Raw genomic sequence first — 10,790 nt, forward strand, 5'->3', positions numbered from 1 at the left:
TTGTGCTCTGGACTTTCGTCCTACAAGCAGTATAGCACATTCCGGCATTGAAAAGCCCGGCTATCGCCGCACAAAATTCATCCCCACGGATAAATCCGGGGGCTTTCTTTTGTGTTTTTCCGGTAAAAGGTGCTCGATGGCCTCTTCATAATGACCCGTTTCCCATAAAAGCTGAGCCAAGTCATCTCTAATGATTTGCGCTCTTGGCGATTTGATGTTATCTATTCCCGCCAGAAGCTCTCCCAAAGCTTCGATCCGGTCAGCTTTCGCTTGAGCCGGTAAGTTGGAGAGCTCTAAAACGCCAAAGCTGTGATACCGTGATTCAGTACTATGAGCCGCCTCTCGAGGACTCGGTTCAAGCATAAGATGCCGGTTGCGAAAGGCCCAAAAGTCCGGTGCTCTCGCCACCAGGTCTTTCACCTCTTCAAAGTTGAGCCAAAACACCACCCGCATGTTGTTATCCGTGAAGAACTCACGCCGCCAGTTGAGGCGCCGGACCAATTCGGGTTGGGCATGCAGGCCGTGAACGCTGGCGATTTGGTTGGGTGCCAGGTTCGCTACAGCCTCGAGCAAATCCTGCTGGTCTCGCAAGTTGACCTCGACAAGAACATCATCGGTCTCTGCCAGATATGTCTTCAGTGCCTCGAGCGCCTCGAGACGGCTGCGCTCGCTCGAGAACTCAACTACGACTATCGCGGGGCTGCTGAATGTCTTGGCGCGCGCTAGCACCTTGCCGACAGTTCGGGAGGCTTCCGCCGGCCCGAGCTTAGTGGCTGCTTTAGGGACCGTAGCCATCGACAAGCTCCCACAGCACGGGGTTCACGTCATGCCAGTGATGGTCGTTTGGATAACGCAAGAGGCTCAGGTTATGAAGAAGCTTCGCGGCTTCAAAGGCGAGTTGCGTGCCGTTGTCTTCCGCTACGCGCTTCAGCGTTTTCAGATCTTCGGTTGTCAGTTGCGACTGAAGACCGTTTGAGACCTCGGCAATGGCGGCTCGAGCCTCCTCCATGCTGATTTTCGCCTTGTCCTTATCTTCAGCGTGATCCGCGGCGGTCTGCATGAGCACGCAGGTTTGCCTGAAGACGCCGCCGCCATAGGTGATGATCGTCTCCAACGCGTCCTTGGTGATGAGCTCGAGGTCCATGCGCTTTTCCGCAAACTCTCGCATGAGCCCATAGCCGGCCTTTCCTTTCTTGTCTCGGTCACCGCGCGCGTGCAGCTTGATGTTTGGCAGATACCATGAGTGGACAATATGAAACCATGTGATCCACGCTTGGCGCCGCACCTGCTTCACGCCTTGTTTGCGTAACCTACGATCCCTTGCCATTGTTGCTAGCCTTATCACGGTAGGTCTTGGACTGCCCTTTGGGAATCGACAGCGTCCGCCAGTCAGAGGCCTTGAGAAGCTTGGCGAGGTAGACGATCTGCCCAACGTGGTAGCCATAGTGCGAAACTTGGCGCTCGAGCGCCTCCAGGACCGTGTGCGCTTCACCCCTGATGGTGACGGTCTTAAGCAGATCACCGGGAGACAAGCCCTCGAGCGCCGCGAAGAGACGAGCCCAGCCCGCTTCCCACGCCGCCATGAGCGTGTCGATGCTCGCGCCGTCAGCGACGAATTCGGCGTCGCGGTCGCGACTTTCCTTTTCGCCGTCCGAGGTCAACAGCTCTGTCCAGCGCGAGGCCATGTTGCCGCTCATGTGCTTGACGATGACGGCGATACTGTTCGACTCGGGGTCGGGCCGCCAGTGAACCTGCTCGGCCTCAAGTTGCAGCAGCGCGCCTTCGGCCAGCCGCTTTTGGTCCGCAAAGGTCTTCGTCACCACCTCCAGGTAGTGCCGGCCCAGGTTACTCGCCTCCACGCCTTCCTCCTTTCATGCCGGGTATGCACCTGTCTCGGCGGCCCTGGCCTCGACCTCGAGCCCCATCGTCCAGTAAGCCAAGAAGAGATTGCGGTGGCGGATGAGGCCGCCGAGCCACTGCCCGAGATAGCGCGCCCACAAACCAAAGCTCGTGAGGCGCTGAAACTGTCTCACGTGGCAGGCCTCGTGCGCCAAGAGCCGCGCCGAGCCGTGGCCCCGCACCACCAGCACCAGCTCGCCCCAGGTCTGCGCGGCGGGCCTGAAGCCGACGCCCGGCAGCCGGCGGACCTCGAGCAGCCGGTAAGGGAGAGCCTCCTCCAGACGGAGCGGTATTCCCCCGAGCACGACAGCCACAAGCTCGCCCATGCGCGTGGCCACGAAGGGACGCTGCTCGAGACGCTCCAGGGTCGCCGCCAACACCAGCAGAATCAGGACGAACAGGCCGTCAGCCATGCGCCTCTAGGGACGGTTTCGCTCCAGAAACTCGAGCACCGCGCGGAAGGCGGCCGGCCCCTAGGCGGCGCGCTCGTCGCCTGCCGGCCCCAAGCGGTGAGCCTCGGCAGGCAGGCCGTCAGGAGAAGGAAGAGAGCCAAGGGGATCATGCGCGCGCCAGGATGCGGGGCAGCTCGGTCTCGAGACTGCGCCACTCGAGCGCGAAGGTCGCCCGCATCGCCGCAGGGTCAGCGGTATTGCCGGCCAGGAGCATTCTGAACTGGTCTGGGGTGATGGGCGGCTCGGGCAGGACCTGCATCAGCGGGACGGCCAAACGCATCAAGGCCACGGGCACCGGAAATCTGGGCTTGTTGCTGCCCAAGGCAGCCTTGACGCGCTCCAGGAGCTCGGCGAAGCGGTACTCCCTCGGCCCCACCAGCTCGTAGCTCTGACCGACCGTCTCGGGCTTCGCCAAGCTCTGCGCCAAGGCGCTCACCACGTCGCCGATCCACACCGGGCGAAAGGGAAAGTCCCCCCGGCCTATCTGCGGGATGACCAGCGGATAGCCCGTCACCAGGCGCCTCAAGATATTGCCGAAAAAGTCGTCGCCGGGGCCGAAGATGAGGCTCGGGCGAAAGACCGTCCACTTAAGCCCTGAAGCCCGCACCAGCCTCTCGGCCTGCGCCTTGGTCGCCCTGTAGCGGCTCTCGCTCCTTTCGTCCGCGCCCAGCGCGCTCATGTGGACAAAGCGCGTGACGCCGGCCTGCCGAGCCGCCGCCAAGACCTGGCGCGTCCCCTCGACGTGGACCCTCTCGAAGCTCGCCCCTTTCGTCTCGCGGATGATGCCGACGAGGTGGATGACCGCGTCCGCGCGGTGAAACGCCTCGGCGAGCCCTTCCCCGCTCGTCACCTCGCCCTTGGCGGCGGTGACGCTGTCGCGTGTCTCTGTCTCGGCCAACACTGTCTCGGCCAACACTGTCTCGGCCAACACTGCCTCAGCCAGCACTGTCTCGGCCGGGGCCTCACCGCCTCTGGACAGGGCGACGACACGATGTCCGGCAGCGCTCAGCGCCTTTACCAGATGAGCGCCGACGAAGCCGCTCGCGCCCGTCACCACGATGGTCATCTTCTCCCCCTCATCCTAAAAACCCATTCCAAAAAAGAAGCCTCGGGCGAGCCCGAAGCTTGAGGTCTGCACCTATCCGCCGGTCCTATAAGCCTTCGGCGATCTCCTCGAGCTCGTTGGGCTTGAGGAGAATGATGTTGCGGTAGCCCGACTCGATGAAGCCGTCCGAGCGCAGCTCGGTAATTATCTTCGAGACGCTCTCGCGGGTGCTGGCGGTGCCCTCGGCGATGAGCTCGTGGGTGGCCGAGACGGTCACGAAGCCCTCGTCGCTGATGGTGGCGAGCGGCGTACCGCCGAGCTTGAGCAGGTAGCGAGACACGCGCTGGCGCAGGTCGCCCGTCTGCAGGTGATACTCGTAGTCCATGAGGCGCTGCATCTGGTTGGACAGCGACTGGGTGATGGTCATCAGGTCGGCGTGGTTGATCATCTGCGGGTCGATGGCCTCGATCTGAGCGTTGGTCAGAGCTTCGGCGATCTCCTCACGCCGGCTGTTCACAAAGGCCTCCTCGCCGAAAAAGTCGCCGGGCATCACGTGACGCACGGTCAGGGTACGGCCCTCGGGGGTCATCCGGGTAATGCGGACGAGACCGTCGGAGACACGAAAGACCGAATGTGCGGGGTCGCCACTCAGATAGAGGGTCTGCTTGCGGCTGTAGTTCAGCGTCTGGCTCGGCGCGGAAAACGAGGGCTGGACTTTCTCGATGATTTCGTTCATGACTTTGCCTCCTTGGGATGGCGAGGGGGAGCGATGGGAGCTTTGCTGACAGAGCTGAGATACCTGGCGGCGCTGCGCGCGGCGTTGTATCCCGAGACGGTGACGCCGATGGTGCCCTGGCCGGGAAAGACGGTGTCGCCAGCGAGGAAGAGGCCGCGAACGTCGCTCCGGTGAGAGGTCGCGGCAAAGTTGCTGTGCCCATGAACTTGTGGGGTCCCGCCTACTGTTCCACCCAGCCGGCGTGTGAAATTATGAAAAGTACGTGGGCTACCGCTCATGAAAACCTCGATTCCGCTCTTAACCTTGGGCCATAGCTGTTCAATGGTGCTGAGCATACAGTCCTCCATGTAACGCTTTTCTGACTCATAGCTGGCCTTGTCGAGCGCCATCCACCTCTCGGCGTCGACGTGAGTGCTGACGGTGACGGCCCGTTTGCCCTCGGGGGCGCGGCTGCGGTCCCAGTAGGGGCTCGTCGAGACGAGCAGGTTGCCGCCGTCATGGAGGAAGAGCAGCGGCAGCAGCCTAGGGTGCACGGCGCGCGCGGTGTCGGCCAGGTCGCACCAGCTGGTAAAGGGCATGACCGGAAAGCGCGTGGCCGCATGGTACATGCCGTCCGCCAGGCGGGCCAGGTGACGCCAGAAGGCGCGCTTGGCCGGCTCCTGACCGGGAAAGACCCGCGCCAACTCCGCCTCCCAGGCAGGGCGCTCGGTCATCACCCGGACCACGCGGTCGGGCAGGTGAACGCGCAGGGCGGGCGAGACATTGACGTAACGGGGCTCTAGGCCCAGATGGTCATAGATCCGCCGGTGCAGGCCGCCCCTCTCGAAGCCCGTCGCTACCGTCGCCCCGACCGCGAAGCGGTAGCCGTCCCTGGTGAATCCCGCCGCGCAGCCGCCGGGGTGGACGTCGCGCTCGACCACCACCACCCGGTAGCCGCGCGCCGCCAAGAGTGCCGCCGCCGTCAGCCCGGCGATGCCCGCGCCGACTACCGCCACGTCGGCGCGAACGGCTTCGTGGGGCGCCTCACCACCCTCACGCCCCCGCCGACAAGCGCTCGTGAAAGCGCTCGACGGCGCCCTCCGCGTCCGGGCCCAGGTAATGGCCGCCCAAGCGCTCCGCCAGGCCGGGGGTTTCGCCAAAGGCCCTGCCCCCGTACACGACCAGCGTGTTCATGCCGCCGAGCAGCTCGCGGCTCGCCTCGAGCCCCCCCACCGCGAGCGCGGTCGAGGCCGAGATGAACACGCCGCCGGGGCGCAAGGCCTGCACCATGTCGTGCAGGTCCGCCACGGGAGTGTTGGCGCCCAGATAGAAGACCCGGTAGCCGGCCCGCCGCAACATCACCGCGAGGATGAGCGGGCCGAGCTCGTGCTGCTCCAAAGGCGCGCAGGTGACGACGGCGGTCGCGCCGGTCCTGCTGTCGCCGGAGAGGGCGAGCAGCGAGCGCAGGCGGCCGTTCATGTAGGCGCTGGCGTAGTGCTCGGTGGTGGTGCTCAGCTTGCCCTGGTGCCACCTGGTGCCGATCTCGACCATGGTGGCCTGGATGAGCCCCAGCATGACCGCGTTGACCGGATGAAGCGCGTGGGCCTCGCTCATCACCCCGTCGGCCCTCGTCTCGTTGAGATCCAAGAGCGCCGCTAGGAGTTCTGTCTGCAACTCGGCCAGCGGGCGCGGGCCGTCGCCGCGCCGCCTCTCGGCCTTGGCCAGCTCGGCGGCCCGCGAGGCCGCGACGCCCGAGGCGATGTGCCGCCTCATCTCCTCGATAAGCGAGATGTCCTCGTCGCTGTAGAGGCGGTAACCGGACTCGGTGCGTTCCGGCGCGGGAAAGCCGTAGCGCCTTTCCCACTGCCGCAAGGTAGTGGCCGGAACCTTGGTTCGCTCCTCCGCTTCGTTGACCGTGTACTTGGCTAATAGCATGCCGCACCTCGTTTGGAACTCGCTTCGGGAGCTCTGTCTCAGGCTCCGCCCGCAGGAATCTCAAGCGTTCAAGCCTCCGCCTTGTGGAGGCTCTGTAAAACCTTCCTTTAGTATAGTCTAAGGTTTGTACACATACAAGCACCTGTGGTGGATGATCCACCCCAGTTCGACCACCCGCAGCCGGGATAGGATGGCAACATGAACGAGCTACACGAACCCACGCCCCCTGTGGAGTTAAAGGAGGTCAGGGTCTACACCGACGGCTCCTGCGACACCCAGTCCGGCGCGGGCGGGTGGGGCTATCTCCTCCAGTACGGCGACGCCGAGCTCGAGGCCTCGGGCTCCCAGGCGAAGACCACCAACAACCGCATGGAGCTGACCGCCGCCGTGCGCGCCCTCGAGACGCTCAAGGAGCCCTGCCGCGTCGTCCTGGTGACCGACTCGCAGTACCTGAAGAGGGCCTTTACCGACGGCTGGCTCGACAACTGGCTGAGGAGCGGCTGGAAGACGGCCGCCAGGCAGCCGGTCAAGAACCAGGACCTGTGGCGGCGGCTTCTGGACCTGAGTCGCGTCCACGACCTCCACTGGCAGTGGACGAGAGGCCACGCCGGCCAGCGCGAAAACGAACGCGTCGACCGCCTGGCCCTGACCGCCAGAAAGCGGGGACGCTGACAAGGAAGCCCGACCTCTGCCCCTACAGCTTCGCCAGTTCCGCCACGAGCCGCCCCAGCGCCCGGTAGCCCGTCACAAGCGAGTCGGGCTCGAGCCACTCGCTCAGGCGGTGCGGGTCGCCGCCGCGGTAGACGCCAAAGGTGATGGCGGGCAAACCCGCGGCCATGGCGGCGTTGGCGTCGGTGCTGCTCGCGGCCCTGCGGGCGCTCAGGCCGGCGCCCTCCAGGGCCCGCACCGCCGCCTGGGCGAGGGGACCATTGTCCACCCAGGCGGCGGGTCGGTCGCCGACCCGCTCGACCTCGACCCTGACGCCCAGGCGCTCACCGGCCTGCCGCACCGCCGCCAGCGCCTGCTGCTCGAGGTGCGCCAGCGCAGGCGCGTCCACGCTGCGCAGGTCGAGAAAGAGGCCAGCCTCCTGGGCGATGGCGTTGACGCTGGTGCCACCCGAGACCAGGCCCACGTTGTAGGAGCTGCGCGGCTCGCGCGGCACCTTCATCCGGTTCAGCGCGTGGATCGCCTCGCCGAGGGCGTGAACGGCGCTGGGGCTGGGAAAGTCGCCCCAGGAGTGGCCGCCGCGCGCGAAAAAGCGCACGCTGTAGCGCTTGGAGCCCACGCTGCGATCGATGACCGTGCCCAGGTGGCCGTCGATGGCGATCATGCAGTCGAAGTCGTGGCGCCTCGCCTTGAGCAGGGCGCGGATGCCGCGCAGGTCGCCCAAACCCTCCTCGCCGACCGTCGCGGCGTAGGTGAGGCGGGGCCGCGAAGCCTCGAGCCCGTGGAGTACGAGATGGCTGAGCACCGCCAGGCTGGCGCTGTTGTCGCCGATGCCGGGCGCACAGAGGCGGTTTCCCTCGCGCCGGACGGTCAGGTCCACGCCGCGCTCGAAGACGGTGTCCAGGTGCGCCGCGACGAGGACGCGCGGCCCCTCGCCGCCGGGCAGATCGGCGGTGACGTTGCCGACCTCGTCGCGGTGGGGGCGGAGCCCGCCGGCCTCGAGCAGCCCATAGATGAGCGCGCCCCGCTCGGCCTCCTCGAAGGTCGGCGCGGGCGTCTGGCAGATGGCCTCGAGCAGGGCGACGAGGTCGTTCAGCAGGCTGGCGTCACGGTTAGGCATCAAGGCTCTATCCCCACAGTCTTACCAGTCCGCCAGGTGAGGCCCACTAGGGCCCTTAACCTAGAGGTGAGGCCCACTAGGGCCTTTAACCTAAGGTAGATGGCGGCCATAACTAGCCCTTCTCGCCGGGCGTCCAGCCGGCCAGTGCTGCAAAGGGATGCGGCGCCCCCGCGCTCAGCCAGCGGCAGAAGGCGGGGCCGCCCTCGGGCTCTAAGCGGTGCGGGCAAGCTGGGCACTCGGCAAAGGCGAGGTCGGTATAGGCCAGATCGGCCAGATCGGCCGGCCCCTCGCGCTCGCGGCCGCACCCCGCCCGGAAGCACTTGGTCGCCTGTTGCCCGATGGTCCCTTGCTTGACGGTCCCTTGCTTGACGGTCCCTTGCTTGACGGTCCGCCCCTTCACGGCCCATCGTCTTTTAAGGTGGCGATGCCCTCGCGGAGCGCGTAGAGGGCGGCCTGAGTGCGGTTGTTGAGGCGCAGCTTGGAGAAGATCTCCGAGAGCCGGTTGCGCACCGTCTTCTCGCTGACGCCAAGCTTGTCGGCGATCTGCTGGTTCGAGCAGCCGTGGGCCAGCAGCCGCAAGATGGTCGCCTCCCGCTCGGTCAACTCGGAGACCGTCTCACTGGGCAGCTCCTCCTTGACCTTCTTGAACTCGTCCAAGATGGACGCGGCCATCTCCGCGCCCAGCAGCGTCTCCCCCTCCGCCACGCGCCGGATGGCGCCGATCAGCTCCGACGAGTCGGCGTCCTTGAGCATGTAACCGCGGGCGCCGGCCTTGATCGCCTCGAAGACGTAGCGGTCCTGGCGGTACATGGTGAGGATGATGACCTTGGCCTCGGGAAACTCGCCCAAGATGGCCTGGGTCGCCCGGACGCCGTCGAGCTCGGGCATCTGGATGTCCATGACGATGATGTCGGGGCGGGTCTCCAGCGCGTAGCGAATCGCCTCGCGCCCAGTAGCCGCCTCGCCGATGACGCGCACGTCCTCCTCGATCTCGAGCAGGCCCTTAAGCCCCTGCCGGAACATGGCGTGGTCGTCACAGAGCAAAAGCCTGATCATAAGAACATGCTACTTCAGGCATGTCTCTAGACCTGCGTCCACGACTACGGGCGACGACCTCAAGCTACGCCTCGAGGTCCACATGCTGAGGTCCACATGCTTCAGAAGGCCGTCATCCACCTGTTCGCACCCCATCTCGAGCATGGTGCCCGTCCTTGGCCCAGGTGTTAGGCTGGCAAGGATCGCGGCGCCGTCAGCGACGTGCCCCACCATACGTACCCCACCATACGTACCATGTATGAGTCAGCCGACTCGAGGAGTCCACTATGAGAGAAGCAAAGGTATGAAAGAAGCCAAAGGCGTCCTGATCGAGCGCTGCCGCGCCCTGGGCCTCGGCAAGCCGCAGTTCGACACCAACAGCTCGGGCCCGGCCCATGAGCGCGTCTTCACCGCCGAGGTGAGCATCCGCGGCGACGTGCGCGGCCGCGCCCAGGCCAAGACCAAACGCGAGGCCGAGCGCCAGGCCAGCATAGCCGCCCTGGAGGCACTGGACACGCCGGCCAAAGTCGCGGCCGTGCCCAGTGCCGCCGGCGAGTTTCAAGGCCCTTGGCCCCTCTTTCCCGAACTGCTGGCCGCCAGCCTGAGCGTGGCCAACAGCCGCGTCGAGACGCATCTGCAAGGCCAGGAGGCCGTCGCCAAGGTCAAGGATTTGGCCCTGATGCTCTACAAGGAGAGCCTCGAGAGCTTGGGCGAGATCGTGGAAGCCGACGAAGATTAGCCTCACCCCGAGGCGTTGCAGCGGTTGCAGAAATAGATGATCACGTCTAGGTGAGGCCCACTACCGTTCGTCCAGCTTGACTGGAGGGCCTAAGCTTTGCACAAAAGAAGCAATGGAGGCGGCCTTCATGTCCTTTGTCCAGCTCCAGTAAAGCTCGCCGCTGAGGCTGTTCACCGCCAGATTCAAGTAGCCCCACTCGTAGACGTACTCCCGTTCCTGCTCCACCTTCAGCCCGCGCGGTGCCCACACGCGCCTGGTCTCGCCAATCAGCCCGACGCGCATCTCGTCAGCCCAAAAGACGCCTGCCTTGTCCGTCACCCCGGAGGCGGCAAGCTTCTTCTTCAATCCCCCCTTTTCCAGGCTACTTGAGCCTCATGCGAGGCCTTGGGTGACCTGGGGCGGGGGACTTTCTTCTTCAGCTCCAGCCGCGCAAACACGTGGCGCATTCCCCAGTAGCTGTAGTGGATGTCGTGCTCCTCCTTGGCCCACGCTACACCATCTTGGATGCTGCGCACCTCACCCGCCTGGGCTCGCTCAAGCAGCCCTTGCGCCTTCTCGGCACTGAGATAGGCCGCTTGTACCACCACTCCCTCCGTGACGCCGGCAGAGCACCTCCTCAAGACCACCCTGGCGGTACCAGTCAAGCCAGCGTCCTACGCTCACAGGATGCACCCGACCGTCTCGGCCGCCGCCTGAAGGCTGTCGCCTTGGCGCACCCGCCATAGTGCTTGGAGGCGGGTGCGGTCTTGTGTGTCTTTCGCTTCCTTATAGTGGCCGTAAAGCGTGTCTGCTGTGTCTTGCCATTCAACTTCAAGAGGTCGTGCCATAGAAGCTGCCTCCTCTTCATCGCTTGAGGAATAAGTGCCTATAGTTTACAACTCTTCGGCTGGCAGTTGGTATAAGTACAAAGAACGGTCGGCCAAGGCGAAGTCAGTCACAAAGCTCGAGGGGCTTTTCGCATGGAGTCCTTAGCGCCTGGAGTCTTCAGCGTATTTGAGCGTATCGCCATGTGCCTGAGCTTCGCTGGTCGAAGAGGGACTTCTTGGTTAGCGCTGTAACATCGGAGCACGGGTTTTCTGTTAGAATCTTTTAGAATCTTCAGGTTTGCGCCCGTAGCTCAGCTGGACAGAGCAGGGGACTCCTAAGCCCAAGGTCATGTGTTCGAATCACATCGGGCGCACCAC

Annotated in this window: 14 protein-coding genes, 1 tRNA gene and 1 pseudogene; 3 read left to right on the forward strand and 13 right to left on the reverse strand. The window is 64.7% G+C overall.

What is annotated here, in order from left to right:
• Nucleotides 1-60: 60 nt before the first annotated feature.
• From M3498_13145 to M3498_13180, 8 genes and pseudogenes are all read right to left on the reverse strand, one after another.
• Nucleotides 61-795, reverse strand: coding sequence for a hypothetical protein (locus tag M3498_13145; GenBank protein MDQ3460227.1), 735 nt, complete (start codon nucleotides 793-795; stop codon nucleotides 61-63).
• A complete protein-coding gene (locus M3498_13150; protein ID MDQ3460228.1) occupies nucleotides 779-1,294 on the reverse strand; it encodes a hypothetical protein in 516 nt (171 codons plus the stop codon). Before M3498_13150 ends, M3498_13145 begins: the two co-directional genes overlap by 17 nt.
• A 16-nt stretch (nucleotides 1,295-1,310) precedes the next feature.
• Nucleotides 1,311-1,790: a DUF1572 domain-containing protein gene (locus tag M3498_13155; protein MDQ3460229.1), complete on the reverse strand. Its 480-nt coding sequence runs from the start codon at nucleotides 1,788-1,790 to the stop codon at nucleotides 1,311-1,313.
• A gap of 81 nt (nucleotides 1,791-1,871) precedes the next feature.
• The gene (locus M3498_13160; protein MDQ3460230.1) at nucleotides 1,872-2,312 is read right to left on the reverse strand and encodes a hypothetical protein; all 441 of its coding nucleotides are present in this window, start codon (nucleotides 2,310-2,312) and stop codon (nucleotides 1,872-1,874) included.
• A 145-nt stretch (nucleotides 2,313-2,457) separates the two neighbouring features.
• Nucleotides 2,458-3,417, reverse strand: coding sequence for a complex I NDUFA9 subunit family protein (locus M3498_13165; protein ID MDQ3460231.1), 960 nt, complete (start codon nucleotides 3,415-3,417; stop codon nucleotides 2,458-2,460).
• Between the two features lie 85 nt (nucleotides 3,418-3,502).
• A complete protein-coding gene (locus tag M3498_13170) occupies nucleotides 3,503-4,132 on the reverse strand; it encodes a cyclic nucleotide-binding domain-containing protein (protein MDQ3460232.1) in 630 nt (209 codons plus the stop codon).
• A pseudogene (locus tag M3498_13175) lies at nucleotides 4,129-5,169 on the reverse strand (FAD-dependent oxidoreductase). The gene M3498_13170 and the pseudogene M3498_13175 overlap by 4 nt, the downstream one beginning before the upstream one ends.
• The gene (locus M3498_13180; protein ID MDQ3460233.1) at nucleotides 5,165-6,046 is read right to left on the reverse strand and encodes a MerR family transcriptional regulator; all 882 of its coding nucleotides are present in this window, start codon (nucleotides 6,044-6,046) and stop codon (nucleotides 5,165-5,167) included. The pseudogene M3498_13175 and the gene M3498_13180 overlap by 5 nt, the downstream one beginning before the upstream one ends.
• 198 nt (nucleotides 6,047-6,244) lie before the next feature.
• Between M3498_13180 and rnhA the strand changes: the two genes are divergently transcribed.
• Entirely contained in the window at nucleotides 6,245-6,718 is a 474-nt protein-coding gene (gene rnhA, locus M3498_13185; protein ID MDQ3460234.1) for a ribonuclease HI, read from the forward strand.
• 22 nt (nucleotides 6,719-6,740) lie between these two features.
• Here rnhA and M3498_13190 read toward each other — a convergent pair whose 3' ends face one another.
• The 3 genes from M3498_13190 to M3498_13200 form a co-directional block, all read right to left on the reverse strand.
• Entirely contained in the window at nucleotides 6,741-7,832 is a 1,092-nt protein-coding gene (locus tag M3498_13190; GenBank protein MDQ3460235.1) for a M20/M25/M40 family metallo-hydrolase, read from the reverse strand.
• Between the two features lie 112 nt (nucleotides 7,833-7,944).
• Nucleotides 7,945-8,172 (reverse strand): hypothetical protein, encoded by a 228-nt coding sequence (locus tag M3498_13195; GenBank protein MDQ3460236.1) that lies wholly within the window; start codon nucleotides 8,170-8,172, stop codon nucleotides 7,945-7,947.
• 56 nt (nucleotides 8,173-8,228) lie between these two features.
• Entirely contained in the window at nucleotides 8,229-8,888 is a 660-nt protein-coding gene (locus tag M3498_13200) for a response regulator transcription factor (protein MDQ3460237.1), read from the reverse strand.
• 283 nt (nucleotides 8,889-9,171) lie between these two features.
• On the opposite strand from M3498_13200, the gene M3498_13205 reads away from it, so the two are divergent.
• Complete coding sequence (locus M3498_13205) at nucleotides 9,172-9,606, forward strand: putative dsRNA-binding protein (GenBank protein ID MDQ3460238.1); 435 nt, start codon at nucleotides 9,172-9,174, stop codon at nucleotides 9,604-9,606.
• 60 nt (nucleotides 9,607-9,666) lie between these two features.
• On the opposite strand, the gene M3498_13210 is transcribed toward M3498_13205, so the two are convergent.
• Complete coding sequence (locus M3498_13210) at nucleotides 9,667-9,951, reverse strand: hypothetical protein (GenBank protein ID MDQ3460239.1); 285 nt, start codon at nucleotides 9,949-9,951, stop codon at nucleotides 9,667-9,669.
• Nucleotides 9,948-10,190, reverse strand: coding sequence for a winged helix-turn-helix domain-containing protein (locus M3498_13215; protein MDQ3460240.1), 243 nt, complete (start codon nucleotides 10,188-10,190; stop codon nucleotides 9,948-9,950). Before M3498_13215 ends, M3498_13210 begins: the two co-directional genes overlap by 4 nt.
• A gap of 522 nt (nucleotides 10,191-10,712) precedes the next feature.
• Here M3498_13215 and M3498_13220 point away from each other — a divergent pair.
• A tRNA-Arg gene (locus M3498_13220) sits at nucleotides 10,713-10,789 on the forward strand.
• The last annotated feature ends 1 nt before the right edge of the window (nucleotide 10,790 follow it).

Source organism: Deinococcota bacterium, assembly GCA_030858465.1.
Classification (GTDB): domain Bacteria; phylum Deinococcota; class Deinococci; order Deinococcales; family Trueperaceae; genus JALZLY01.